The 24847-nt window shown below is 75.2% G+C and carries 22 protein-coding genes; 11 read left to right on the top strand and 11 right to left on the bottom strand.

The window, feature by feature from the left end; translation table 11 throughout:
- Window positions 1-58: 58 nt before the first annotated feature.
- The 4 genes from QQY24_RS03370 (at window position 59) to QQY24_RS03355 (ending at window position 3121) form a co-directional block, all read left to right on the top strand.
- On the top strand, window positions 59-1147 hold the full coding sequence (locus QQY24_RS03370; RefSeq protein ID WP_301971163.1) for an S-(hydroxymethyl)mycothiol dehydrogenase: 1089 nt from the start codon (window positions 59-61) through the stop codon (window positions 1145-1147).
- On the top strand, window positions 1147-1776 hold the full coding sequence (locus QQY24_RS03365) for an MBL fold metallo-hydrolase (RefSeq protein ID WP_301971162.1): 630 nt from the start codon (window positions 1147-1149) through the stop codon (window positions 1774-1776). The genes QQY24_RS03370 and QQY24_RS03365 overlap by 1 nt, the downstream gene beginning before the upstream one ends.
- A 312-nt stretch (window positions 1777-2088) precedes the next feature.
- Window positions 2089-2784, top strand: a complete 696-nt coding sequence (locus QQY24_RS03360) for a L,D-transpeptidase (protein WP_301971161.1) — start codon at window positions 2089-2091, stop codon at window positions 2782-2784.
- A 151-nt stretch (window positions 2785-2935) separates the two neighbouring features.
- Complete coding sequence (locus tag QQY24_RS03355) at window positions 2936-3121, top strand: hypothetical protein (protein WP_301971160.1); 186 nt, start codon at window positions 2936-2938, stop codon at window positions 3119-3121.
- A 121-nt stretch (window positions 3122-3242) separates the two neighbouring features.
- Here the strand turns inward: QQY24_RS03355 and QQY24_RS03350 are convergent, their stop codons facing one another.
- Entirely contained in the window at window positions 3243-4628 is a 1386-nt protein-coding gene (locus QQY24_RS03350; protein WP_301971159.1) for a S1 family peptidase, read from the bottom strand.
- Between the two features lie 135 nt (window positions 4629-4763).
- Window positions 4764-5426 carry a class I SAM-dependent methyltransferase gene (locus QQY24_RS03345; protein WP_301971158.1) on the bottom strand — a complete coding sequence of 221 codons (663 nt, stop codon included), beginning with the start codon at window positions 5424-5426 and terminating at the stop codon, window positions 4764-4766.
- 126 nt (window positions 5427-5552) lie between these two features.
- On the opposite strand from QQY24_RS03345, the gene QQY24_RS03340 reads away from it, so the two are divergent.
- A complete protein-coding gene (locus tag QQY24_RS03340; RefSeq protein WP_301971157.1) occupies window positions 5553-5939 on the top strand; it encodes a PPOX class F420-dependent oxidoreductase in 387 nt (128 codons plus the stop codon).
- Window positions 5940-5962: 23 nt separating this feature from the next.
- Here the strand turns inward: QQY24_RS03340 and QQY24_RS03335 are convergent, their stop codons facing one another.
- On the bottom strand, window positions 5963-6379 hold the full coding sequence (locus tag QQY24_RS03335; RefSeq protein WP_301976125.1) for a Zn-ribbon domain-containing OB-fold protein: 417 nt from the start codon (window positions 6377-6379) through the stop codon (window positions 5963-5965).
- A gap of 192 nt (window positions 6380-6571) precedes the next feature.
- On the bottom strand, window positions 6572-7348 hold the full coding sequence (locus tag QQY24_RS03330; RefSeq protein ID WP_301971156.1) for a TetR family transcriptional regulator: 777 nt from the start codon (window positions 7346-7348) through the stop codon (window positions 6572-6574).
- Window positions 7349-7622: 274 nt separating this feature from the next.
- Between QQY24_RS03330 and QQY24_RS03325 the strand changes: the two genes are divergently transcribed.
- Entirely contained in the window at window positions 7623-8471 is an 849-nt protein-coding gene (locus tag QQY24_RS03325; RefSeq protein WP_301971155.1) for a hypothetical protein, read from the top strand.
- A gap of 37 nt (window positions 8472-8508) precedes the next feature.
- On the opposite strand, the gene QQY24_RS03320 is transcribed toward QQY24_RS03325, so the two are convergent.
- The 4 genes from QQY24_RS03320 to QQY24_RS03305 form a co-directional block, all read right to left on the bottom strand.
- Window positions 8509-10866, bottom strand: coding sequence for a SpoIIE family protein phosphatase (locus QQY24_RS03320; protein ID WP_301976124.1), 2358 nt, complete (start codon window positions 10864-10866; stop codon window positions 8509-8511).
- A gap of 155 nt (window positions 10867-11021) precedes the next feature.
- Window positions 11022-11396, bottom strand: coding sequence for a hypothetical protein (locus QQY24_RS03315; protein ID WP_301971154.1), 375 nt, complete (start codon window positions 11394-11396; stop codon window positions 11022-11024).
- A gap of 455 nt (window positions 11397-11851) precedes the next feature.
- Window positions 11852-12769, bottom strand: coding sequence for a MurR/RpiR family transcriptional regulator (locus QQY24_RS03310; protein ID WP_301971153.1), 918 nt, complete (start codon window positions 12767-12769; stop codon window positions 11852-11854).
- 750 nt (window positions 12770-13519) lie between these two features.
- Window positions 13520-14206, bottom strand: coding sequence for a nucleoside/nucleotide kinase family protein (locus tag QQY24_RS03305; protein WP_301971152.1), 687 nt, complete (start codon window positions 14204-14206; stop codon window positions 13520-13522).
- 118 nt (window positions 14207-14324) lie between these two features.
- On the opposite strand from QQY24_RS03305, the gene QQY24_RS03300 reads away from it, so the two are divergent.
- Window positions 14325-15065: an HAD family phosphatase gene (locus tag QQY24_RS03300; protein WP_301971151.1), complete on the top strand. Its 741-nt coding sequence runs from the start codon at window positions 14325-14327 to the stop codon at window positions 15063-15065.
- Window positions 15062-17404: a glycoside hydrolase family 65 protein gene (locus QQY24_RS03295; RefSeq protein WP_301971150.1), complete on the top strand. Its 2343-nt coding sequence runs from the start codon at window positions 15062-15064 to the stop codon at window positions 17402-17404. Before QQY24_RS03300 ends, QQY24_RS03295 begins: the two co-directional genes overlap by 4 nt.
- A 130-nt stretch (window positions 17405-17534) precedes the next feature.
- On the opposite strand, the gene QQY24_RS03290 is transcribed toward QQY24_RS03295, so the two are convergent.
- Window positions 17535-18383, bottom strand: coding sequence for a phosphatase PAP2 family protein (locus QQY24_RS03290; protein ID WP_301971149.1), 849 nt, complete (start codon window positions 18381-18383; stop codon window positions 17535-17537).
- Window positions 18384-18599: 216 nt separating this feature from the next.
- Here QQY24_RS03290 and QQY24_RS03285 point away from each other — a divergent pair, with 216 nt between their 5' ends.
- Window positions 18600-19106, top strand: a complete 507-nt coding sequence (locus tag QQY24_RS03285) for a DUF5709 domain-containing protein (protein WP_301971148.1) — start codon at window positions 18600-18602, stop codon at window positions 19104-19106.
- Between the two features lie 223 nt (window positions 19107-19329).
- On the opposite strand, the gene QQY24_RS03280 is transcribed toward QQY24_RS03285, so the two are convergent.
- Complete coding sequence (locus tag QQY24_RS03280; protein WP_301971147.1) at window positions 19330-19536, bottom strand: hypothetical protein; 207 nt, start codon at window positions 19534-19536, stop codon at window positions 19330-19332.
- A 205-nt stretch (window positions 19537-19741) separates the two neighbouring features.
- Here QQY24_RS03280 and QQY24_RS03275 point away from each other — a divergent pair, with 205 nt between their 5' ends.
- On the top strand, window positions 19742-21589 hold the full coding sequence (locus QQY24_RS03275; RefSeq protein WP_301971146.1) for a glycoside hydrolase family 15 protein: 1848 nt from the start codon (window positions 19742-19744) through the stop codon (window positions 21587-21589).
- Window positions 21590-21787: 198 nt separating this feature from the next.
- Window positions 21788-22024 (top strand): hypothetical protein, encoded by a 237-nt coding sequence (locus tag QQY24_RS03270; RefSeq protein ID WP_301971145.1) that lies wholly within the window; start codon window positions 21788-21790, stop codon window positions 22022-22024.
- Between the two features lie 27 nt (window positions 22025-22051).
- Here QQY24_RS03270 and QQY24_RS03265 read toward each other — a convergent pair whose 3' ends face one another.
- Window positions 22052-24793 carry a SpoIIE family protein phosphatase/ATP-binding protein gene (locus QQY24_RS03265; RefSeq protein WP_301971144.1) on the bottom strand — a complete coding sequence of 914 codons (2742 nt, stop codon included), beginning with the start codon at window positions 24791-24793 and terminating at the stop codon, window positions 22052-22054.
- Window positions 24794-24847: the final 54 nt, after the last annotated feature.

The following is a 24847-nucleotide window of genomic DNA, read 5'->3' as shown; positions in this document are numbered from 1 at the left end:
GCCGATTCCTCGCGCGTAGGGTCGGGGGCGAAGGCATGTCGAGGGGAAGGGCCAGGCCATGGCGCAGGAAGTACGCGGCGTGATCGCACCGGGCAAGGACGAGCCCGTGCGGATCGAGACGATCGTGATCCCGGACCCGGGGCCCGGGGAAGCCGTGGTACGCGTCCAGGCCTGCGGCGTCTGCCACACCGACCTGCACTACAAACAGGGCGGCATCTCCGACGAGTTCCCCTTCCTGCTCGGCCACGAGGCCGCCGGTGTCGTGGAGTCCGTCGGCGAGGGCGTCACCGACGTGGCACCCGGTGACTTCGTCGTCCTCAACTGGCGTGCGGTGTGCGGCGCCTGTCGCGCCTGCCTGCGCGGGCGCCCCTGGTACTGCTTCGACACCCACAACGCGCGGCAGAGGATGACCCTCGCCGGCAGCGGCCGGGAACTCTCCCCGGCCCTCGGCATCGGCGCCTTCGCCGAGAAGACGCTCGTCGCGGCCGGGCAGTGCACCAAGGTCGACCCCGCGGTCTCCCCGGCCGTGGCGGGACTGCTCGGCTGCGGGGTGATGGCCGGCATCGGCGCCGCGATCAACACCGGCGGAGTCGGCCGCGGCGACACCGTCGCCGTCATCGGCTGCGGCGGCGTCGGCGGCGCGGCCATCGCCGGGGCGAACCTGGCCGGCGCGGCCAGGATCATCGCCGTGGACATCGACAACCGCAAACTGGACAAGGCGCGCACGCTGGGCGCCACCCACACCGTCAACTCCACCGGGACCGACCCGGTCGAGGCCGTCCGGGAGCTGACCGGCGGTTTCGGCGCGGACGTCGTCATCGAGGCGGTCGGCCGTCCCGAGACGTACCGGCAGGCCTTCTACGCCCGCGACCTCGCCGGCACCGTCGTCCTCGTCGGCGTCCCCACCCCCGGGATGGAGCTCGAACTGCCGCTGCTGGACGTCTTCGGCCGCGGCGGCGCCCTCAAGTCCAGCTGGTACGGCGACTGCCTGCCCTCCCGCGACTTCCCCATGCTGATCGACCTGCACCTGCAGGGCCGGCTGCCGCTGGACGCCTTCGTCACCGAGACCGTCCGACTGGACGAGGTGGAGCAGGCGTTCGAGCGGATGCACCAGGGCGACGTGCTGCGCTCGGTGGTGGTGCTGTGATGACCGCCCGCATCGAACACCTCGTCACCTCCGGGCGGTTCACCCTCGACGGCGGCGCCTGGGACGTCGACAACAACGTGTGGATCGTCGGCGACGACCACGAGGTGGTCGTCATCGACGCCGCCCACGACGCCGAGGCCATCGCCCGCGCCGTCGGCGACCGCCGGCTCACCGCCATCGTGTGCACCCACGCCCACAACGACCACATCGACGCGGCCCCCGCCCTCGCCGACCTCACCGGCGCCGTCATCTGGCTGCACCCCGACGACCTGCCGCTGTGGAAGCTCACCCACCCCGACCGCGACCCCGACCGGTACCTCACCGACGGCCAGGTCATCGAGGCGGCCGGCGCCGACCTGACCGTCCTGCACACCCCCGGCCACGCGCCCGGCGCCGTCTGCCTCCACGACCCCGGGCTGGCCACCGTCTTCACCGGCGACACCCTCTTCCGGGGCGGCCCCGGCGCCACCGGGCGCTCCTACTCCCACTTCCCGACGATCATCGACTCGATCCGCGACCGGCTCCTCACCCTCCCGCCCGGAACCAGGGTCCTCACCGGCCACGGCGACCCCACCACCATCGCCGCCGAGGCACCCCACCTGCAGGAGTGGGTCAAGCGCGGCCACTGAACCGGGCCGGCGGGCCGTGACCCGGTGAGGGGCCCCGGCGACCCGGAGGCGCGCGGGGACGTACAGCCCCCTGCCGCGGTGCTCGCCGCGGCCCCGCCGCCCCCTCCACGACCGCTCCCGGGCGCTCGGCGGGGCAGGCCGTGCCCGTCACCCGCCCCGGTCCCGGCGGCCGCGACCCACCGTTTCGTGACAACCTGGCCGGAACCACAACCGTCGGGCCCGCCGAGAGGTCTAGCAGTCCGACACCGCGGGAACCGCGCAGGGAAAGGTCCGGGGGGAGCCCCGGACACAGGGGAGAAGGGAGGAGCCGGCATGGGGGACATACGCAGACGGGGCGCCGTGGCACTGGGGGTCACCGCCCTGGTGACACCGCTCACGCTCGCCGTCACGGCGGCACCGGCCCAGGCGGCGAGCTGCACCACGCAGGCGGGGCCGTACCAGAGGCAGGTGGAGGGGTTCCTCGGCCGGCCGGTCGACGGGAAGCAGTCCACCACCGACTGCAGGGCCACCCAGGCCTTCCAGGACAGGCACGGCATCACGCCGGACATCGGTTACGCGGGCCCCGTCACCTGGGGCGTGATGAACCTCATGAACAAGCAGAAGGCCGTCGGGAACAAGCCGAACAAGGACGGCAAGTGCCCGGTCAACAAGGGCCGCATCGCCTGCGTGAACCTCACGCTCCAGCTGAGCTGGATCCAGGACGGCGGCAAGCTGGTCTACGGGCCCGTGCCGGTGCGCACCGGCCGCAACGGCTACGAGACCCGCACCGGTTCGAAGAAGATCTACTGGCGCCACATCGACCACGTCTCGACCGTCTACGACGTGCCGATGCCCTACAGCCAGTTCTTCGACGGCGGCCAGGCCTTCCACTCGGTGGGCCTCAGCATGTGGAACCCGCCGGGCTCCCACGGCTGCGTCAACATGACCACCAAGGACGCCAAGAAGTACTGGTCGCTGCTGAGGAACGGCGACGACGTCTTCGTGTACGGCCGCAAGCCGGGCACCTGAGCCCGTGTCCCGGGTCGCGGGCCGCGCCCGTCCGGCGCGGTCCGCGACCCGAACTCCCGCCTCCGCTTGAGATCTTGACGTGATGAGGGACACGGTCCGGAATGTCCGTATCGAGGGCACTTGCTCACGCGGCCTTCACCTCCTCCGGCATATGCTTCACACCATGTCCACCACTGTTGAAACCGTCTCCGAGCGATCGGCCGCGGAGGTCAACGAGGAGATCCGGGCCCTGTGGCGCCGGTCGGGCGGGACACTGACCACCGAGCAGCGCGCGGAGTACCAGCGCCTCGTGATGGAGTGGGCCGCCGCGGCCCCGCGCTCCCGCCGGGCGGCCTGAAAGCAGCCGGCCGGCGCGCGGCGCCGCACCGTCCCGGGCACCCGTGGGTGCACGGGCGCCCTTCTCGCAGTACCTCCGGGGCCGGACGGCCCCTGATCCCTGCCGCCGACCCCGTCGTCCCTCAGCCCCAGTTCGCCCGGTAGTGGCGCCGGTACGCCCTGCGGTCCTGCTCGGCCCGGACGTACCGGGTCGCGAGGAGGGCGAGCAGGCTGCCCGCGACGACCAGCAGCCCGGGGCCCACGCTCCGGGTGCCGGTGAGCCGCGCCCGCAGTGACCGTCCCGGCGCGGCGCCGGTGACCGGTGCCGCGGAACCGGGGGAGGCCGCACCTGAGGCGGCCGCGCCCCGGGCGGCCGTCGCCGTGGGCGCGGGGGACGGCGAGGCGCCCGGTGCGCCGCCCGCGCCGCGTGCCCGCACGATCAGCCGGACATCCAGCGCCGCCATCGCCTTCGTCACCGGCTGGAAGAACGTCGTACCGCCCGTGACGCAGTCGCCGCTGCCGCCCGAGGTGATCCCCAGCGCCACGCCCCGGGCGAACAGCGGGCCGCCGCTGTCGCCCGGTTCGGCGCACACGGTGGTCTCGATGAGTCCGGTCACCGTGCCCTCGGGGTAGTTCACGGTCGCGTTCAGCGCGGTCACCCGGCCGCCGTGCAGCCCGCTGGTGCTGCCGCTGCGGAACACCCGCTGCCCCACCGCCGGATCGGCCGCCCCCGTGATCCGCACGCCCTGGCCGCCGCCGGTCGCGACCACGCCGGCGCCGTCGCCGGCGCTGCCGGAGTCGTACCGCACGAGCGAGAAGTCGGTCCCGGGAAAGCCGCTGTTCACCGTCCTGCCCAACGGCCCGCCGCCTTGGCCGCCGGCGAACCAGACCGATCCGGCGGGCCCGCAGTGACCGGCCGTCAGGATGAAGTCACGGCGCCCGTCGGTGACGTTGAAGCCCGCCGAGCAGCGGCCCTGGGCCGACAGGATCGGCCGGGCCCCGTTCAGCCGGGTGGTGAAGGTGCCCTCGGTGCGTTCCACGTGCACGAAACCGCCGATGTCCGCGGCGGTCCGGCTCAGCCGGGACCAGTCGGCGGCCGACACCGTGCGGTCCGCCCGCACCACCACCCGGTTGGTCCGGTAGTCCACCGCCCACGCGGTGCCCGCCACCCGCGGGGCCGAACGCAGCGTGTCGGTCGCCGACCTCAGCTCGTTCGTGCTGTGCCGCACGAGCTTCGCCCCGGCCCCCGCCCGCCGCGCCGTCCGCGCCGCCGCGGAGTCGGTCACCGCCACCACCGCGCGTCCGTCGGCGCCGATCCAGCTGCCCGCCGTCCGCGCCGTGCCGAGCCGTGCCACCAGTGCCGGACCGGGGTCCGCGGCCGGACCGGCCGGACCCGGTGCCCCGGCGGACCCGGGGGAGGGCTCGCCCGCCATGGCCGCCTGCGCGACCATCGCGCCTCCCAGGAGGAGTCCGCCGACCGCCGCCAGCCGTGCCACCCGCCGGACGACCCGTCGTCGTGCGTGCCTCATGCATGGCTCCCGAACCCCGGACGTGCGGTGTCCGTACCGGCACCGCGGGGCCCTCCGGTCGCGGGCGCCCGCCCCTGAGTACGCGGCCCGGCCCGGCGGCGTTCACCGCCGCCGGCGCCCGGCCCGGCGCCCCGGTCAGGCAGCCCCGGACCGGGCCTTGCGGGCGAGGAGGTGGACCTCCTGGAACTGCCGCCGGTCGGTGGGCTGGGGCTCGCGGACCATCCGGGCCACCTCGACCAGCCCGGCCCCGCGCAGCATCCCGGCGAGGTGATCGGGCGACCACCGGTAGGCCGGCGCGACCGCGTGATCGAAGACCTGGGTCGGGCGGGACGGACCCTCGCTTGCCGAAAAGCCGATCAGAAGGTGGCCGCCGGGTGCCAGCACGCGGTGGAACTCGGCCAGGACGGCGGGGAGTTCCCGCGGCGGAGTGTGGATGACGGACCACCGCGAGAGCACGCCGCCCAGCACGCCGTCGGCGATGTCCAGTGCGGCCATCGAGCCCACGTCGAACCGCAGGGCCGGATAGGCCCGTCGGGCCAGCGCGATCATCGCAGGAGAGGCGTCGACGCCGAACGCCGCCAGCCCCAGCTCGTCCAGGTGCGCGGTGACGTGGCCGGGGCCGCACCCCAGGTCCGCGACCCGGCCGTCCCCACTGGCGCGCGCGACCTCGGCGAAGGCACTCAGGACCGCGCGGTCCAGCGGCCTGTCGCGCAGCGTGTCGCGGAACTGCTGCGCATACACGGGGGCGGCGGCGTCGTAGGCCTCGCGGGTGGCACTCAGGGCATCGTGTTCGACCATGCTCGCGACAGTAGTTCCCCGGCGCCGGGGCGGGCCGGGGAACCCGCGGCACCGCGTGCGTCCGACCGCGGGGCGGCGCGTCGGTGACCCGGTCGACGGCGTGGGGCGAACCACTAGACTCCCGGCATGGACGACACGCGGCTGGACCGGCTCGGCGCCGGCAAGTACCTGCTCGTCACCACCTACCGCAAGAACGGCAGCCCGGTCGCCACCCCGGTGTGGGTGGTCCGGGACGGCGACACCCTCGGGGTGTGGACGGCCGCCGGCAGCGGGAAGGTCAAACGGATCCGTCGTCGCCCCGACGTCCTCGTCGGCCCCTGCGACGTGCGCGGCCACCCCACCGGCGACCAGCTCCCGGCCACCGCCGAGATCGCCGACGCATCCACCACCGCCCGCTACCGCACCCTGCTCACCCGCAAGTACGGCGTCGCCGGCCGCCTCACCCTGCTGGGCAGCCGCCTGCGCCGCGGCCGGGACGGCACGGTGGGGATCCGGGTGACCCTGGGGTCCTGAGAGCCCCCGGCGGGCGGACTCCCTCAGGTCCAGGCCCGGTACGGCTCGTCGGCCAGCTGGAACACCGGCTCGCCCCGCACCGGGTCCTCGGCCGTGGACAGGCGGACCCGGTCGCCGCTGTGGATGCCGATGGGCGGGCCCATGACCCGGCCGCGTACGACGAACCCCTCGGCCATCTCGATCAGCGACACGTTGCGGGCCGCCGGGGTGCTGCGGTGCACCACGGTGGAGTGGCGGACCGTGCCGACGCCCCCGCTGCGCTCCGTGCGCAGGTCACTGCCCTGACAGACGGGGCAGAGCAGCCGGTGGTACATCGCGGTGCCGCACCAGGTGCAGCGCTGGAAGACGATGGCGTCCTTGGAGTCCGCGGCCGCGGGGTCGAGGACACCCGCCGCGGAGCCGGCCGCCGGTTGCGAGACGCTTGCTGAGTGGTGGTACACGCTGGTCAACTCCCTGCGCTCGGCCGGAAACCCGCGTGCCGACGCGAACCGGGCACGCGTGTGCGCGGCGGCCGTGCCGTCGTGCACGCCGACAGGGTATGGCACTCAGTGTCACTCGTAAAGGCACTGCGTACCCCCAATCCGTGAGGGGCCGGTGCTCCCGGGCCCCGTGCGGTGCCCGGCGCGGCGGGATCAGGCCCGGCCCAGCGCCGTCTCGACCTCCCGCACCACCTGCCACAGGGGCGCGTTCCGGCGGGCCACGACGACGACCACGTCCTCCTGCGGCGCGTGCGGCGCGCCGGAGGGCGCCGGCTCCCGGTGGCCGGGGCCGAAGCGGGCGGGCGCGGAGCGGGCGGGGGCCGAGCGGGCGTGCGCGGACCGGCCGAACGCGGCCCGCACGTACCCGAGGGCGTGGTCCACCCCGGCCGCCGCGTCGCCCTTGCCGTCCGAACGCAGCCAGGAGCGCAGGGCGTTGTTGTGCGCGGCGACCACCGCGGACGCGACCACGTCGGCGCGCAGCGCCCCGTCGGGCCGCCCGGCGAAGCGCCCGCGCAGGTACGAGGCGAGCGCGCGCTCGTAACGCCACACCACCGACAGCTCGTAGGCGCGCAGCCCCGGCACCTTCCTGGTGAGCCGGTAGCGCTGCACGGAGAAGGCCGGGTTCTCCGCGTACACGCGCAGCACCGTCCGCGCCGCGTCGCACACCCGGCCCACCGGCTCGGCCTCCTCGTCGCTCGTGGCGAGGAAGGCGGTCATGTCGGCCAGGCAGCGCTCGTGGTCGGGGAAGACCACGTCCTCCTTGGAGGGGAAGTAGCGGAAGAACGAGCGCCGGCCGACCCCGGCCAGGGCCACGATGTCGTCCACCGTGGTCTGTTCGTAGCCGCGTTCCAGGAAGAGCCGGAAGGCCGCCGCGACCAGGGCGTCCCGCATCGGCGGCTTCGCGGTCGGCGCCGCGCTGCTGGAGCTCATGGACGGGAACGTAGCACCCGCGCGGGCCCCATGGCACTCAGTGCAGTCCACGCCGTGCGGGAGGGAACCGAGTGCTCCACCCGCCGCCGTTCCGCCGCTGTTCCACCGCCGTCCCGTGGGACGTCCCGACGCCGGCGGGACGGCCCACGGCCGGGGCGCACCGCACGGGCAGCCGGCGGACAGCCGGTCGGCAGGGGCACCGGCAACCGCCCGCACCCTGCGGCGTAACCTTTCGGCACCGCCGCCGGCACCGGCCCGTCCAAGGAGATCCCGCATGTCCGTCGCCCGCCCCCGCCTGCTCTACGTCACCGACCTGGCGTACGAGGCCCGCGGGCGCCGCTACTGCGACGAGGACATCCACCTCACCTCCCGGCTGCGCGCCCACTTCGACCTGGCCCTGTGCCACCCGGGGGAGGCGACCGCGTTGATGGACGCCTTCGACGCCGTGGTCGTCCGCAACAGCGGCCCGGTCCTCGGCTACCGGAAGGAGTACGAGGCCTTCCGCGCGCACGCGCTGGGCAGCGGGGCCCGCGTGTACAACCCGCTCACCGGGAAGGCGGACATGGCGGGCAAGCAGTACCTGCTCGACCTCACCGCCGCCGGCCTCCCCGTGATCCCCACCGTCGACCGCGCCGAGGACCTGCACCGGCTGCCGGCGGCCGACCGCTACGTGGTCAAGCCGAAGCTCGGCGCCGACTCCTTCGGCCTGCGCGTCCTGTCCCCCGGCCGGCTCGCCGGGACCCCCCTCGCCGACGGGGAATTCCTCATCCAGCCCTGCGTCGACCTCGTTCACGAAGTCTCCTTCTACTTCGTCGACGACGACTTCCAGTACGCCCTCCACGCCCCCGACCCCGGGCGCCGCTGGGAGCTGGCACCGTACTCGGCCACCGCCGCCGACCTGGAGTTCGCCCGGCGCTTCATCGACTGGAACGGCCTCGACTACGGCGTCCAGCGCGTCGACGCCTGCCGCACCCCGGACGGCGGACTGCTGCTGGTCGAGCTGGAGGACCTCAACCCCTACCTGTCCCTGGACGCCCTGCCGGAGGAGGCCCGGGAGGCGTTCGTCCACGCGCTGACCAAGTCCCTGGGCCGGTTCGCCCAGGGGGCGTTCGACCCCGCCTGACGCGGCTCCGCCGCGCCCCGGGCGCCGTCCCGGTCCCCTACTCCTCCAGCGGCATCCGGATGTCCAGCACGCACACGTCGTCGCGCCGCTCGTCCGCCAGCATCGTGGCGAGCAGCGCCTCCAGGGAGCCGCTCTCCGCGCTCCCGTGCGCGCGGACCGCGTCGGCCAGCCGGGCGAAGCCCGTGTCGATGCCCTCGCCGGGGCGCTCGACCAGTCCGTCGGTGTACAGCAGCAGCCGGTCGCCGGGCTCCAGGCGGATCTCGGCGGAGTCGTACGCGGGGTTCGCGGTGGCGCCGAGCAGCATGCCGCCGGGCCGGTCGAGGTAGCGCACCTGGCCGTCGCGCACCAGCAGCGGCGGCGGATGGCCGGCCTGCGCCCAGGCCAGCAGGCGCTGCTCGGGGTGGTAGCGGGCGAGGACCATGGTGGCGGCGGTCTGGCCGTCCCGCGAGTGCAGCAGCAGCTGGTTGAGCCGGCCCAGCGCCCCGGTCAGCGAGGAGCCGGTGCTGACCATGCCCTTGGCCATGAACCGGAGCTGGGCCATCGTGGCCACGGCGTCGATGCCGTGGCCCGCCACGTCGCCGACCACGAACAGCGCGGCGTCGTCGGGCAGTTCGACGGCGCTGAACCAGTCGCCGCCGACGTGGATCCCCGACTGCGCGGGCAGGTAGGCGACCTCGACGCGGAGTCCGGCCAGGAGCCGGGGCTTGCCGGGCAGGGGCAGCAGCGCGTGCTGCAGCCGGCCGGCCAGGGCCCGTTCGGCCTGCAGGACCCCGCGCTGCAGCAGCATCGCGCGCTCGCTCTCCACCAGCGCGAGTTCCGCGCTGCGCTGCGCGGTGAGGTCCTGGACGAAGCTGTGCACCTCGGCGGGCGTGCCGTTGGGCTCGGTGACGGCCTCCGCGACCATCCTGAGGTGCCGTACGCCCCCGGAGTCCTGGATGCGGAAGGGCACGTCGAAGGGTTGGGCGCGGCGGACGAGCCCGGCGATGGCCTCGGCCATGGCTCCGGCGTCCTCGGGCAGCACCAGGTCCGGCAGCGCTTCGAGGCGGACGGCGCCGCAGGCCGGGTCACGGCCGAGGACGGCGTACGTCTGCGCGGACCAGTCGGTCTCCCGGGTGACCAGGTTCCAGTTGGCCCAGCCCAGGTTGCCGAGCCGCTGCACGTCGGCCAGGCGCTGCTCCTGGCGGCCGACCGCGTCGTGCCGCGCCCAGGTCACCAGCAGTCCGGCGCCCAGCGCCGCCGCGCGCACCGTGTAGGTCGCGGTCACGGGCACCCCGTCGAGGACGTCCTGGTGGGCGAAGGGCTCGCTCTCGAACGGCACTCCGGTGGCGAGCGTCTCCAGGTAGCCGTGCCACAGCGGCTCCCCGGCGACGGAGGGGTAGCTCTCCAGGACGTGCCGGCCGACCATGTCACGGCCGGCGCGGCCGAACACGTCGACGGCGCCGGGGGCCGCGGCGTCGATGCGGTAGTCCTCCACCGCGCCCGAGGGGGCGCGCAGCGGGGTCAGCAGGATCGTCGCGCCCGGCAGGGCGTCGAGCACGGCCTGGACGGTCCGGGCGACGGAGCCGCCGGCGGGCTCCTGCGAGGCGTCGAAGGCGCGCAGCCGGCCCGCGCACAACCGGGCCACGGCCGGCAGCAGTTCCCGCGCGCGCGACTCGAAGGGCCCTTCGGCCCGGCGCAGCACGCCGAGCGCGACCGTGGTCGTGTCCCCGGCCGGAACCGGAAGCCAGGCCCGCGACCGCCACCGTCCGGACGGCTCCCCGATGAGCCGGTACCGCTTCCGGTCCGCGGCGGGATCCTCCAGCCACCGCGGCGCACGCTCCCGCAGGGCCTCCAGCGCGGCCACGCCGCCCAGCGGCGGTACGCGCCGCCACTGGGCGGCGAGGGCGGCGTCCAGGCCGGCGCTCCCGATCAGTTCGAGCCCGCCCCCGGGCCGCAGCTCGTACAGCAGGACGGCGTCGGCGCCCACCTCGGGTGCCAGGTGGCGCAGCAGGCGGGTGGCCAGCTCCTGGGGCGAGCGGGCCTGGGCCAGGTCCCGACCGATTCGGCCGAGCGCCTCCGCGACGTCGCCGGCGCCGGCGGCCTCCCGGTGGCCGGCCGCGGAGGACGGGCCCGGGACCGCCGGCACGGTGCGAGGGTCCCGCCCCTCCGGCGGCGCCAGGGCGCCCAGGGTGATCCAGCACTCCTCCAGGAGGGTGCGCGGGCCGGCCCCGGCACGCCGCAGCAGCTCCTCGTGCGCCGCGTCCGGGGAACATCCGGTCATCGCCATCAGAGCGCCCTTGGCCCGTTCCACCACGGCCGAGGTCGCGGCCTGGTCGCGCAGCCGCTCCAGCTCGGCGCGCTGCCGGGCCACGACCTCGGCCAGCGCCACCGGGTCGGCGCCGGACGGGGTGTCCACAGGGGGCACGGGCTCGCTCGTCACGCGACGAGCATCGCACACCTGGTCCCCTGCGATCACTCGTCTGCCGCGTCAGGCCTCCCCCGGGGCCCGGAGGCGGAGCGCGGCCGGACGCCGGCGGGGCGGGGCGCCGCGGGGAGGCCCGGCGCGGCTGGTCAGCGGCCGCGCCCGGCCAGGGCCTCGGACACCGCGCGGACGCTGCGCGCGATGTGCTGGAGCTGCAGCACCTCGGCCGCGTACAGCTTGATCGTGTGCTCGATGACCGACTCGGGCAGACCGAGGACGGGCAGTTCGGCCCGCGCGGTCTGCAGGGCCGTCCGCGCCACCCTGATCTCCTGCTCGACCTGGAGCCGGGCGTGCCGGGCGAGCAGCACGGGGTGGCGGATCAGCGCCGGGTAGCTGGCGTAGCGCGCCGGGATCAGCTCCCGCAGCCACTTGGCCGCCGAGCGTTCCCAGTCGTAGCTGCCCGGTGTCTTGACCTGACAGGGCCAGTCGGGACTGATGCGCGGGGTGGTCAGGGGCATGGTCATCGCTTCCGGTGTGCGGCGTCGTGGGGGTGGTCCGACGGTGGGGCGGCCCCGGCCAGGGGATGACCGGGGCCGCCGCGGGCGCACCGCGCGGGACGGTGCGCCCGCGGGTGTCCCGGACGTCGCCGTGGGTGGGGAACGGCGGCCCGGGACACCGGTGCGGGAGCCCCGGGCGCCGGGAACCGGCACGGCGGCTGGGCTTGCGTGCGCATGGTCGGTCCGTCGGCGTTCCGGGACGTGGTCGAGCGGTGGGCCCGCTGCTGCGGAGCGTGCCCGGAGTGCGCCGGGTGCGATCCGTGAGCAGTATTTATATATGCCGTCCACTTTGCAAGACGCATAAAAACATTCATCCGTGAAATGTGGTGAATGATCCCCGTGCGACACAAGATTCCGTCCGGCGGGCGGGGGACGGGAAGATCTGCGGGGACACCGGCCCCCGGCGCGAAGGACCGACCCGGTCAGTCCTTCAGGAAGAATTGGTGCGTCTCCGCGACCTGCTCGTACTTCTCCAGGCGGGCCTGCGTGCGCTCGGGGTCGGCGTCGGTCATGGCCTGCAGCAGCGCGGCGGCCAGCACACCGGACGCGGCGTAGGAGTCGAACACCAGGCGGGAGCCGGTGCCGGTGGCGAAGACGACGTCGGCCTCGTCGGCCAGCGGGCCCAGCGCCAGGTCGGTGACCAGGGCGACCTTCAGGCCCGCGCCGCGCGCGACCCGCAGCGCGGTGAGCGTCTCCTGCGCGTGCCGGGGCATGGCGAACGCCAGCACCCACGTGCCGCCGGCCTCGCGCGACTGCAGCAGCGCGTCGTAGGCGACGCTGCCGCCCCGGGTCACCAGCCGCACGTCGGGATGGATGCGCCGCGCCGCGTAACCGAAGTACTCGGCCAGGGACACGGAGATGCGCAGCCCCAGCACGGTCAGCGGGGCGGAGCGGGACAGCGCGCGGCCGGTGCGGATGACCCGGTCGGGGTCGGCGAAGTCGCGGCGCAGGTTCTCCAGGTTCTGGATCTCGGCGTCGACGGCCGCCTGCAGCTCATTGGCGCGGTTCTCCTCGCCGGGCCCGCCGGCCAGCGTGCGCAGCGCGATCGACTGCAGTTTCTCCCGCAGTGCCGGGTAGCCGCTGAAGCCGACCGCGGCGGCGAAGCGGGTGACGGAGGGCTGGCTGACGCCGACGCGGTCCGCCAACTCGGTGATCGACAGGAAGGCGGCCTCGGTGATGTGCTCGATCAGGTACTGCGCGACGCGGCGCTGGCCGGGGGACAGCCGGGGACCGTCGAAGAGCTCGCGGAGCTGGGAGGTCGGAGCGGCGCCGGCCGCCGGGGCGGTCCTGCCCGAGGTGATCGCGGATGCCTGTGCGCGTGCCTGCTGCGGCGAGGACACCGGTCCGCCTCCTTTGTCTCCCACGAGCACTCAACATAGCCCACCGGCCGTGCTGACCAGCGGGAGCGGCGGGACCGCGGGCCCACCGCCGGTACGGCGCGACCGAGTGGCCGACCTGGTCCGCCGGACGGCTCGTGCGCAGCAGTCCGGCCAGTTCCCCGCGCGCCCCGGCCGCCGCGGAGTCCGGCGCCGCGAGCGGCCCGCGCACCCGGCCCGGCGGCACCGCGCGGGCCGGGTGCGACCCCGGCGGCGACCGGCAGCCTGCCGAGCGGCGGGCGTTCGGGGTCGTGGCGCAGCCGGTGCTCGCGCAGGCGGTCGGTGGCCGTCGCCACGCACACGGGTTCGTCGACGGCGGGCGTCGCCGGCCGGCGGTGGTGACCGTCGCGGAGCCCGTCCGGGCCGGCACCACCGGGAGCGGGAGCAGCCGGCGGCGGTGGCGGCGCAGCACGGCGCACGGGCGGCGGGGGGGGAGGGCGCCGGGCGGCCCGGGTGCCGAGGCCGTCCGGACCGGGGGCGTGCGCCGCCCGCATGCCATCGTCCGCCCCTCGGCGGCCCCGGACGCACGGCGGCGCCAGCGTACGCGGGGCCCGGCGGGCGCCCCGCGCGCACCGCTCCCGCGACCGGCGGCGCCACTGCTCCACGCGTCCTGCCGGCAGGCCCTCCGCCGTGCACACGGGTGCGGTCCGCGGCCGGCCGGGGTTCAGCCCGGTGCGCACGAACCGCCGGCCCGCCGGCCGGCAGCGCGGCCGCTCAGCCCCGGACGGGCCGGGACCGGGTGTCCGGCGTCCCGTCCGGGGCGGGCAGCGCGCCGGGCGGCACCACCAGGTCCGCCCGCTCCCGGGTCGCCGCGACCAGGTCGGCGTTGCGCTGGTCCGTGCCCCGCACCCACGCCACCGCCGCCGCGTGGTCCTTGCCGAACTCCTCGTGCCGGGCGACCAGCCGCCTGATCCGCTCCTCCTCGCCGAGCGCGCAGAACCACACCTCGTCCAGGCACGGCCGCACCCGGGCCCAGGCACCCTCCCGCAGCAGGAGGTAGTTGCCCTCGGTCACCACCAGCCGGGCCGTCGGCGGCACCGGGACCGCGCCCGCGAGCGGCTGTTCCAGCGTCCGTTCGAACGCGGGCGCGTACACCACCTCGTCGGTGTCCTCGCGCAGCCGCCGCAGCAGCGCCGCGTACCCGGCCGCGTCGAAGGTGTCCGGCGCGCCCTTGCGTTCCCGGCGGCCCAGCCGCTCCAGCTCGGCGTCGGCCAGGTGGAAGCCGTCCATGGGGACGTGCGCCGCCCAGGGCGGTCCCCCGTCGTTGAGGGCACCCACCAGGCGCTCGGCCAGTGTCGTCTTGCCCGCCCCCGGGCTGCCCGCGACACCGAGGATCGCGCGCCGTCCGCCCGGGGCGAGCGCACGGGCGCGGATGAGGAGATCGTCGAAGGTCAGCGGCACACGGCAGAGTGTGTCACCCGCCCGCCCGGAGGGGAGGAACGGGGGCGCCGCCGGGAAAGCGGACCCATGTGGTGCTCGCCACCGGCTTAAGGGCCCCGGGCGGGGAACAGTGCTGGGTATGACTCAGCTCGGTCTGCCCGACACCATCACGGCCTGTCTCTTCGATCTCGACGGAGTCGTCACCAAGACGGCCGTCGTGCACGCCGCCGCCTGGAAGGAGACCTTCGACGCGTTCCTGCGCGACCGCGAGGGCGAGCGGGCGCGACCGTTCGACGAGGTCGCGGACTACGACGAGTACGTCGACGGACGCCCGCGCGCCGACGGGGTCCGCGCCTTCCTCGACTCGCGCGGCATCCACCTGCCCGAGGGCGCCCCCGACGACCCGCCCGAGGCCCGCACCGTCCACGGCCTCGGCAACCGCAAGAACGACCTGCTGCTGGAGAGGATCCGCACCGGCGGCGTGGAGGCCTACGAGGGCACCCTGCGCTATCTGGAGGCCGTCCGCGCCCGGGGCCTGCGCACCGCGATCGTGTCCTCCAGCGCGAACTGCCGGGACGTGCTGCGCTCCGTCGGCGCCGAGCACTTCTTCGACGTGCGGATCGACGGCGTCGTCGCCGCCGAACGGAAGCTGCCCGGCAAACCGAACCCGGACACCTTCCTGGCCGCCGCCCGGGACCTGGGCGTCGAGGCCGGGCGGGCGGCCGTCTTCGAGGATGCGCTGGCCGGCATGGACGCGGGCCGCGCGGGCGGCTTCGGGTACGTCGTCGGCGTCGACCGCACCGGACAGACCGACGCGCTGTACGCGCACGGCGCGAGCGTCGTCGTCAAGGACCTCGAAGAGCTGGGAGGTGCGCGGTGATCACCGACCGGTCGTACGCCGTCGAGCCGTGGACCGTGCGCGAGACGGCGCTCGACCTCGACGTCCTCGCCCAGAGCGAGTCGGTGTTCGCGCTGTCCAACGGCCACGTCGGCTGGCGCGGCAACCTGGACGAGGGCGAGCCGCACGGCCTGCCCGGCAGCTACCTCAACGGCGTGCACGAGCTGCACCCGCTGCCGTACGCGGAGGCCGGCTACGGCTATCCCGAGTCCGGGCAGACCGTCATCAACGTCACCAACGGCAAGATCCTCCGGCTCCTGGTGGACGACGAGCCGTTCGACCTGCGCTACGGCCGGCTCGTCGCCCACGAACGCGTCCTGGACCTGCGCCGGGGGGTGCTGGAGCGGACCTGCGAGTGGACGTCCCCGGCCGGTTCCACGGTCCGGGTGCGCTCCACCCGGCTGGTCTCGCTCACCCAGCGGGCGGTGGCCGCCGTCGCCTACGAGGTGGAGCCCGTCGACAGCCGCACCCGGGTGGTGATCCAGTCCGAGCTGGTCACCAACGAGAGCCTGCCGGAACCGGACGGCGACCCGCGCGCGGCGATCGCCCTGAAGTCGCCACTGGAGCAGGAGGACGGCTTCGCCTCCGGCAACCGGCTGCGGCTGGTCCACCGCACCCGCCGCAGCGGCCTGCGGGTGGCCGTCGCCGCCGACCACGTCGTCACCGGGCCCGAGCGCACCACGATCCGCGGCGAGAGCGGCATCGACGTGGCCCGGCTCACCGTCACCTCCGTCCTGGAGCCGGGGCAGACGCTGCGCGTGGAGAAGCTGGTCGCCCACGGCTGGTCCGGCACCCGCTCGCTGCCCGCCATGGCCGACCAGGTCGACGCGGCGCTCGCCGCCGCCGCGCACGACGGCTGGCAGGGCCTCCTCGACGCCCAGCGGGCCTACCTGGACGACTTCTGGGGCCGCGCGGACGTCGAGGTGGAGGGCGACGAGGAGATCCAGCAGGCCGTCCGGTTCGCCCTCTTCCACGTCCTGCAGGCCGGGGCCCGCGCCGAGCAGCGGGCCATCCCCGCCAAGGGGCTCACCGGCTCCGGCTACGACGGGCACGCCTTCTGGGACACCGAGATGTTCGTGCTGCCCGTCCTCACCTACACGGCCCCCGAGGCCGTCGCCGAGGCGCTGCACTGGCGCTACAACACCCTGGACGCCGCCCGCGAGCGCGCGGTCCAGCTCGGGCTCGGCGGTGCGGCGTTCCCCTGGCGGACCATCGCCGGCTCGGAGGGCTCGGCGTACTGGCCGGCCGGCACCGCCGCCTTCCACGTGAACGCCGACATCGCCGACGCGGTCATCCGCTACGTGGAGGCCACCGGGGACACCGCCTTCGAACGCGAGGTGGGCGTCGAACTGCTGGTGGAGACCGCACGGCTGTGGCGCTCGCTGGGCCACCACGACCACCACGGCGTCTTCCACATCGACGGCGTCACCGGCCCCGACGAGTACAGCGCGGTCGCCGACGACAACACCTACACCAACCTGATGGCCCGCGCGAACCTGCTGGCCGCCGCGGACGCCGTCGAACGGCACCCGGGGGAGGCGCGCCGGCTGGGCGTGGAAGAGGAGGAGAGCGCGGCCTGGCGGGACACCGCCGAGGCCATGCACGTCCCCTACAACCACGAACTCGGCGTCCACGAGCAGCACGCGGGCTTCACCCGCTACCAGCGCTGGGACTTCGCCGGCACCCGCCCCGACCAGTACCCGCTGCTGCTGCACTTCCCCTACTTCGACCTGTACCGCAAGCAGGTCGTCAAGCAGGCAGACCTGGTGCTGGCGATGTACACGTGCGGAGCCCACTTCGACGAGGAGCAGATCGCCCGCAACTTCGCCTACTACGAGCCGCTGACCGTCCGCGACTCCTCCCTGTCCGCCTGCTGCCAGGCCGTCATCGCCGCGCAGGCCGGCCACCTGCGGCTCGCCTACGCCTACACGGCCGAGGCGGCCCTGATGGACCTGCAGGACCTGGAGCACAACACCCGCGACGGACTGCACATCGCCTCGCTGGCCGGTACCTGGATGGCGCTGGTGGCGGGCTTCGGCGGGATGCGCCACGACGGCGCCGGGCTGTGCTTCGCGCCCCGGCTGCCGGAGCGGCTGCGCCGCCTCGCCTTCCACCTCCAGGTCCTCGGCCGCCGCCTGCGGGTGGAGATCGGCGCGGAGAAGGCGGTCTACACGCTGCTCGACGGACCGCCGCTGACGCTGCACCACCACGGCGAGCCCGTGACGGTGAGCACCGACGGACCCACGGTCCGCGCCATCCCGCCGGCCACCCCGCGCCCGACCCCCGAACAACCGCTCCACCGGGCCCCGAACGGCGCCTGAGCCGTGCCCGGCCGCCCGCGGAACCCCGGTGGCGACCGCCGCCGCACCCGGTACCGCCCGTGCACGTCCCGCCCGTACGTGCCGCGGGGCACGCAGGAGGTCCGCGGGCGGTGGGCGGTGGGGCGGGAGCCTAGCCGGAGGACGGCGCGGCGGTGCGGCGAGCGGGCAGGGGGGCGGGGCGCCGGGCCGTCGAGCGGCGGGCGTCCGGACGGCTCGCGCGCCGCGCCCCGGCTCCGGGTGCGGCCGTACGCTCGGCGCGGGGGCGCTCCGGCGACGGCGTCCCGGCCGTGTCCGGGGCGCCGGCGCCGGCGGGCGGGCCCGTGGGCAGCCACCGGGCCGTCGCGCACAGCCAGAGACCGAGCCAACCGGCCGCGAACAGCCAGCCGCCCAGCACGTCGGTGAACCAGTGCACGCCGAGGAAGACCCGGGTCAGCCCGACCCCCGCCCCCCAGCCGGCCGTCGCCGCGCACAGCAGGCCGCGACCGCGCGGGGCGCGCAGACAGAGCGCGACGATCACCAGACCGGCCGCCAGGGCCGCCGTGGTGGTGTGCCCCGAGGGGAACGACCAGCCGGAGGCGTGCGTCCGCCAGTCGGGGTGCGGCGGGCGCGCCCGGGCGGCCAGCTCCATGGTTCCGTACCGCGCGGCCTGGCCGGTGGCGAGACAGCCGGCCGCGAGCAGTGCGGTGGTCCGCCGCTGCCGCCCGGTGCGGCCCACGAGCAGTCCCGCCAGCACGACCAGCGCGTACGGGACGGCCCCGGTGCCGGTGGCGGTCAGCGCGCGGGCCGCTGCCACCGCCGTCCGCGGGCGGTGGCCGACGGACCAGGACAGCAGACCGAGGTCCACGCCCGGCGGAGCGCTCCGTCCGCCGAGCACGGCCATCGCCAGTACCCCGAACGCCGCCCAGGCGCCCAGTGCGACACTGCCCGCCAGCTCCGCGATGCCCCTGCGGTCGCCGGGGGCCGGTGGGGGAGCGGCCATGGCGCACGCCCTTCCTTCGACTACGTCCGACTACGCACCTGTAGACGGTCTACCGAACTGTAGACGACCGGTGGGCGCGGTCCGTTCCCCGGCCCCTGCCCGCACCCCGCCGTTCCATGACCGGCCGCCCCCGGCCGCACCCGATGGGAGCAGGTGGGGTTAGGGAGGCGGTTGCGGGAAACGTGGACCGGGACCGCGAGCCGAGAAGGAGGCGCGATGAGCGACCTGCAGCCCGAGCAGACCCCGATGGCGGACGACGCCTACCAGCCCACCGGAACCAACGAGGAACAGGAGGACGCCGCCCCCCTGGACCTCCAGGACGCGGTCGGCGAGCGCACCTACGACGACATGCTCGACGAGGGCTACTCCCCGCCGGAACGCCCCCTGGGCGTCACCAAGCACGGTGTCACCGCCGCCGAGCAGCACGACGGCGAGAGCCTGGACGAGCGCCTCCGCCAGGAGGTGCCCGACGTGGTCCCGCCGGCCGGGGACGAGGTCGGGGACCTGCCCGGCGGCGAGGGCGAGCCGGTGGACCCCGAGGCCGGCGGCGAACGGGCCGGCCGCCTGGTCGCCCCCGACGAGGGCGCCCACACCGACACCACCAAGGAAGAGGTCGCCGACGACGTGGGCATCGACGGCGGGGCGGCGGGCGCGGAGGAGGCCGCGATGCACGTCGTACCGGACGAGACGGAGCTGCCGGACCGCGACACCGGGGCGGGGTGAGCCCCTGGGCGGGCACGGACCCGGCGCCCCGCCGGGGGCGCCCGCGCGGACGAGCGCCCGCCCGGCGCTCCCGCCGCGGCCCGGCGGCTCCCCGGGCCCGGCGCACGCGAGCACGTCCGGCACGACGTCCGGCACGCGGGCCGGGACCCGGCACGCCCGGGGGCCGCACCCGACGCCGCGGGTCCGCCCCGCGGGGCGGACGGCGGGGGCGCGGCGGCGGGACCTAGGGCAGCAGCTTCTCGATGGCCGCCGAACCCTCGCTGTCCAGCTTGCGGCGCGCCCAGTCGAGGCTCGCCGGTGTGACGTCCCTGCCCGCCGCCATCACCAGGTCCTCCGGGGTGACGTCCCGGGAGGGAGCGGAGTGGAGCAGGGCGTCCGGGGTGCAGCTGTCGTCGGGCGACCGGGACTCGTCGGGTGTTGACGTCGACATGATGCCTCCTCCTCGGTCCGGATGACCGCATCCGTGCCGGTGCCGCCGAACGGGGCACCCTCTCACCATTGCCCGGCTCGGCGCACCCTGCATCCGGAAGGCGCCGGGCACGGAGTGCGGGGCGCCCGCCCGGACCGTCCGCCGCCCGGGGCCGGAAACCCGCCCGTAAGCTGGGACGAGCAGCCCACCGCACCGGGAGGCCGCGATGGCCGACACGTCCTTCCAGCCGGACCCGCCCGCGCACCCCCGCTACCTGCCGATCGCCGAGCACGGCCTCGTCGGGGACCTGCGCAGCGTCGCCCTGGTCGGCAGCAACGGCACCATCGACTGGTACTGCTGCCCGTCCTTCGACGCGCCCAGCGTCTTCGCGGCCGTGCTGGACGCCGAGCGGGGCGGTGCCTTCGAGCTGGCCGCCGCCGTGAGCGCGCGCACCAAGCAGTTCTACTTCCCCGACACCAACGTGCTGATCACCCGCTTCTTCACCGAGGAGGGCGTCGGCGAGGTCCAGGACTTCATGCCGGTCGGCGCGGACCCGGCCGGCGGGGGCGACCGGCACCGGCTCATCCGGCGCGTGGTCTGCGTACGCGGCGCCGTGCCCTTCCGGGCCCGGATCGCGCCCCGCTTCAACTACGGCGCCGACCCGCACACCCTGCGCCCGGTGGACGGCCCGGACGGCCCGCTCCTCTTCGAGTCGCCCGACCGCTGCCTCGCGCTCACCTCCACCGTCACCCTGGAGTGCGCCGGCCCGGACGTGCTCGCCGCCTTCAAGCTCGCCGAGGGCGAGACGGAGGTGTTCGCCCTGGACCAGGTCGACGGCACGGTGGCCCCCCGCGGCTGCGCCCGCGCGGAGGCCGAGCACGAGTTCAACGCCACCGTCGCCTACTGGCGGCGCTGGCTGCACCAGTCCCGCTACCGGGGTCGCTGGCGGGAGATGGTCCACCGCTCCGCCCTCACCCTCAAGCTGCTCACCTACGCGCCCACCGGCGCCATCGTCGCCGCACCCACCACCAGCCTGCCCGAGCAGCCCGGCGGCGAGCGCAACTGGGACTACCGCTACGTGTGGGTGCGCGACGCCGCGTTCTGCGTGTACGCGCTGCTGCGGCTCGGCTTCAGCGGCGAGGCGGAGGCCTTCATGCGGTTCCTGACCACGCACATCAGCCCCGGCTGCGGCGACGCCTCGGGCCCACTGCAGATCATGTACGGCATCGACGGCCGCACCGACCTGCCCGAACGCGAACTGCCGCACCTGGAGGGGCACCGCGGCTCCGCCCCCGTCCGCGTCGGCAACGCCGCCGCCGGTCAGCTCCAGCTGGACATCTACGGCGCCCTGATCGACTCCGTCTACCTGTACGACAAGTGGGCGCAGCCCATCTCCAGCGCCCAGTGGGACGACGTGTGCCACCTGGTGAGCTGGGTCTGCGACCACTGGGACCAGCCCGACGAGGGCGTGTGGGAGACGCGCGGCGGCCGCAAGGACTTCCTGTACTCGCGGCTGATGTGCTGGGTGGCCGTCGAACGCGCCGTCCGCCTCGCCAACCGGCGCGGCCTGCCCGCCGACCTGCCCCGCTGGCTCGCGTGCCGGGACGCCGTCTACCGGCGCATCATGGACCGCGGCTGGTCGCCGCGCCGGGGTGCGTTCGTGCAGTACGAGGGCGGCGACGTCCTCGACGCCTCCGTGCTGATGATGCCGATGGCCAAGTTCATCGCGCCCACCGATCCGAAGTGGCTGTCCACCCTGGACGCGCTGACCGGGGAACTGGTCTCCGACTCCCTCGTGTACCGCTACGACCCCGAGGCCAGCCCCGACGGGCTGCGCGGCGACGAGGGCACCTTCTCCATCTGCTCCTTCTGGTACGTCGAGGCCCTCGTGCGCGCCGGCCGGATCGACGAGGGCCGCCTGGCGTTCGAGAAGATGCTCACCTACGCCAACCACCTCGGCCTCTACGCCGAGGAGATCGGCCGCACGGGCGAGCAACAGGGCAACTTCCCCCAGGCGTTCACCCACCTGTCCCTGATCAGCGCCGCCTTCAACCTGGACCGCGCCCTCGGCTGACCCCGCCCGCGAGCGACCACGGGCCGCTCGCCGACGGCTCCTGGTCCTACGGCGCCGCGGCCCGCGGGGCCCGCTTCGGCGCGGTGATCGACGAGTGAGCCGGATCCGTTCCGGGCGGTGTGCCCGCACTTCGCCGCGGGTACCCGGCAGTCTCCGAAGACCGACCGACACCGGACCGACACAGGGAGGAGACCCCGGATGACCAGCACCAGTGAGACCGGGGACGTCACCGGCACCCGGGACAAGGACTACAACCTGATCTGGTACGTCGAGGCGTGCCTGAGCAACGCCCTGCGCCTGGAGCAGTACGTCCAGGACGCCGAGCGTGACGGCGACGACGAGGCCGCGGACCTGTTCCGCAAGGCCCAGGCCGACAGCCGCAAGGGTGCCGAACTGGGCAAGCAACTGCTGCGTTCACGGCTGGGTGGCGGCTGACGACCGCCCGCCCGGCGCGCACCGTTCTCAGGGCAGCGGCTGCTCCGCCCAGATGATCTTGCCGTGGGGGGTGTAGCGGGTGCCCCAGCGGTCGGCGACCTGCGCCACCAGGAACAGGCCTCGACCGCCCTCGTCGGTGCTGGCCGCGTACCTCAGGTGCGGTGACGTGGTGCTGCGGTCGGACACCTCGCAGATCAGCGTGCGCTCGCGCAGCAGCCGTACGCCGATCGGCCCGCGCCCGTAGCGGATGGCGTTGGTGACCAGCTCGCTCAGGATCAGCTCCGTCGTGAACGCCAGCTCGTCCAGGCCCCAGTCGGCGAGCCGGCGGGCGACCGAGGCCCGCACCTCGGAGACCGCCGCCGGCTCGGAGGGCACCTGCCACTCGGCGACCCGGTCCGCCCCCAGGACCCGGGTGCGGGCCACGATCAGCGCCACGTCGTCGCTGGGCCGGGCCGGAAGGCTGTCCAGCACGGTGCGGCAGGTGGCCTCGGGCGAGGCGCCCGGCGCCCGGCGCAGGGCCTCGCGCAGCAGCTCCAGGCCCTCGTCGATGTCCCGGACCCGGTCCTCCACCAGCCCGTCGGTGTACAGCACCAGCCGGCTGCCCTCCGGCAGCTCCAAGTCGACGGTCTCGAACGGCAGGCCGCCCAGGCCCAGCGGCAGTCCCGCGGGCACGTCCGGGAACTCCACGTCCCCGTCCGGGTGCACCAGCGCGGGCGGCGGGTGGCCGGCCCGGGCGACGGTGCAGCGCCGGGAGACCGGGTCGTACACCGCGTACAGGCAGGTCGCGCCGGTGACCGCGGCGGCGCCGTCGGCCGGGGTCTCGTCCTGGTCGATCCGGCCCACCAGCTCGTCCAGCAGGCCGAGGAGTTCGTCGGGCGGCAGGTCCAGCGCGGAGAAGTTGTGCACGGCCGTGCGCAGTCGGCCCATCGTCGCCGCCGCGTGCAGCCCGTGCCCCACGACGTCCCCCACCACCAGGGCGACCCGCGCGCCGGACAGCGGCAGCACGTCGAACCAGTCGCCGCCCACGCCGGACTGCGCCGGCAGGTAGCGGTAGGCGATCTCCAGGGCGCCCTGCTCGGGCAGGGTGCGCGGCAGCAGGCTGCGCTGCAGCGTCACCGCCATGCTGTGCTCGCGCGTGTAGCGGCGGGCGTTGTCGATAGACACGGCGGCCCGCGCGACCAGTTCCTCGGCGAGCGCCAGCTCCTCGGTGTCGAAGGGCTGCGGCTTCTCCGAGCGCCAGAAGTTCGCCACGCCGAGCACCAGGCTGCCCGCCCGCAACGGCACGGTGATCAGCGAGTGGATGCCGTAGGTGACGATCCGCCCGCTGCGCTCCACGTCCTGCGCGAGCCAGCCGGGCGCTTCGCGCAGCCGGGGCTCGACGACGGACTGCCCGGTGGTCAGGCTCCGGGCCTGCGGCGAAGTGACCACGAACCGGATCCGCTCGCCCACCGGGTACAGCGGGGCGTCCTTGCGGATACCACTGGACGCCGTCCGGCGCAGCGCCGTCCCGGGCCTCGGCTCCTCGCCCTTCAGCACCGGGTCGAACAGGTCCACGGTGGCGAAGTCGGCGAACCGGGGCACGGCCAGCTCGGCCAGCTCCTGTGCCGTACGGGTCACGTCCAGGCTGGTGCCGATGCCCACCCCGGCGTCGTACAGCATGTTCAGCCGCTCGCGGGCCACTTCCGCGCGGCCGGACAGGGCACGCAGTTCGGTGGAGTCGCGCAGCGTGGTGACGCTGCCGGCCGGACCGCCGCGCAGGTCGGTGGGGCGCTGGTTGATGGCCAGCAGCCGGTCCTTGACCAGGTGCACCTCGTCGGTGGCCACCCGCCCGGAGGCGAGCAGTCCCGCCGTCTCGTCGTCCAGGCCCAGCTCCAGCACGTGCCGCCGCTCGGCGTCCCCGGGCAGGTCCAGCAGCCGGTGCGCCTCGTCGTTGGCGAGCAGCAGCCGGCCGTCGCCGCCGACGATGAGCACGCCCTCCCGGACCGCGTGCAGCACCGCGTCGTGGTGCTCGTACATCCTGGTCATCTCGTAGGGGCCCAGGCCGCGCGTCTGGCGCAGCAGCCGTCTGCTGACCAGAGCCGTGCCGGCGGTGGCCAGAGCGACCGCCGCCGCCGCGGCGGCCAGCAGCAGCGGGAGCTGCTGGTCGGCGGCCCCGCCGACGTGCGCGGTGGTGATGCCCGCCGACACCAGGCCCACCACCGTGCCGGCGGGGTCCCTGACCGGCACCACCGCCTGCACCAGCGGCCCGAGCGTCCCGTCGACCTCCTCGGTGACCGTCCCGCCGGCCGCGGCGGGGGCGATGGTGCCGACGAACTTCCTGCCGATGCGGTCGGCCCGGGGATGCGTGTACCGGACGCCGTCGGTGGTCATGACGACGAGGAAGTCCACCCCGGTCGCCTTGCGGGCGGCCTCCGCCCTGGGCTGGAGCACGGCCGTGGGGTCCGGGGCGCGCAGCGCGGCCGCCGTGCCCGGCGCGTTGGCGAAGGTCTCGGCGACGGCGAGGGAGCGGTTGCGGGCCTCCAGGTCGCTGTCGTGCCGCACCTGCAGCACCTGCGCCACCACGGCCGCGAGGACCAGCAGCAGCACGATCAGCAACTGCAGGAGGAACACCTGCCCGGCGACGCTCCGCCGGGCCAGCGCCGGCCGCAGCACCCCCGCGGGCCGGCCGCCGTCCGCGACGGGACCGCCCGGGCTCGCGGGCAGCGGTGCGCGCGGGCGGCCGGAAGGGCGGGGGGGCCGAGTATCGGACCGGCCGGGCAGTCGGACCATGTGCCCATGTCTACACTGCCCGGCCCCGTCAGGCGAGGGTGTCACCCACCGTGA

Source organism: Streptomyces sp. TG1A-8, from assembly GCF_030499535.1.
Classification (GTDB): domain Bacteria; phylum Actinomycetota; class Actinomycetes; order Streptomycetales; family Streptomycetaceae; genus Streptomyces.
Note: the sequence above shows the minus strand (reverse complement) of the source record. Positions and strands in the feature narration are given on the sequence as shown.

Coding starts and splice junctions, on each gene's coding strand:
- QQY24_RS03270 (WP_301971145.1), top strand. CDS start 21,788: ATGACCAGCACCAGTGAGACCGGGGACGTCACCGGCACCCGGGACAAG.
- QQY24_RS03315 (WP_301971154.1), bottom strand. CDS start 11,396: ATGACCATGCCCCTGACCACCCCGCGCATCAGTCCCGACTGGCCCTGT.
- QQY24_RS03300 (WP_301971151.1), top strand. CDS start 14,325: ATGACTCAGCTCGGTCTGCCCGACACCATCACGGCCTGTCTCTTCGAT.
- QQY24_RS03280 (WP_301971147.1), bottom strand. CDS start 19,536: ATGTCGACGTCAACACCCGACGAGTCCCGGTCGCCCGACGACAGCTGC.
- QQY24_RS03355 (WP_301971160.1), top strand. CDS start 2,936: ATGCTTCACACCATGTCCACCACTGTTGAAACCGTCTCCGAGCGATCG.
- QQY24_RS03340 (WP_301971157.1), top strand. CDS start 5,553: ATGGACGACACGCGGCTGGACCGGCTCGGCGCCGGCAAGTACCTGCTC.
- QQY24_RS03325 (WP_301971155.1), top strand. CDS start 7,623: ATGTCCGTCGCCCGCCCCCGCCTGCTCTACGTCACCGACCTGGCGTAC.
- QQY24_RS03285 (WP_301971148.1), top strand. CDS start 18,600: ATGAGCGACCTGCAGCCCGAGCAGACCCCGATGGCGGACGACGCCTAC.
- QQY24_RS03290 (WP_301971149.1), bottom strand. CDS start 18,383: ATGGCCGCTCCCCCACCGGCCCCCGGCGACCGCAGGGGCATCGCGGAG.
- QQY24_RS03350 (WP_301971159.1), bottom strand. CDS start 4,628: ATGAGGCACGCACGACGACGGGTCGTCCGGCGGGTGGCACGGCTGGCG.
- QQY24_RS03345 (WP_301971158.1), bottom strand. CDS start 5,426: ATGGTCGAACACGATGCCCTGAGTGCCACCCGCGAGGCCTACGACGCC.
- QQY24_RS03265 (WP_301971144.1), bottom strand. CDS start 24,793: ATGGTCCGACTGCCCGGCCGGTCCGATACTCGGCCCCCCCGCCCTTCC.
- QQY24_RS03370 (WP_301971163.1), top strand. CDS start 59: ATGGCGCAGGAAGTACGCGGCGTGATCGCACCGGGCAAGGACGAGCCC.
- QQY24_RS03365 (WP_301971162.1), top strand. CDS start 1,147: ATGACCGCCCGCATCGAACACCTCGTCACCTCCGGGCGGTTCACCCTC.
- QQY24_RS03330 (WP_301971156.1), bottom strand. CDS start 7,348: ATGAGCTCCAGCAGCGCGGCGCCGACCGCGAAGCCGCCGATGCGGGAC.
- QQY24_RS03275 (WP_301971146.1), top strand. CDS start 19,742: ATGGCCGACACGTCCTTCCAGCCGGACCCGCCCGCGCACCCCCGCTAC.
- QQY24_RS03360 (WP_301971161.1), top strand. CDS start 2,089: ATGGGGGACATACGCAGACGGGGCGCCGTGGCACTGGGGGTCACCGCC.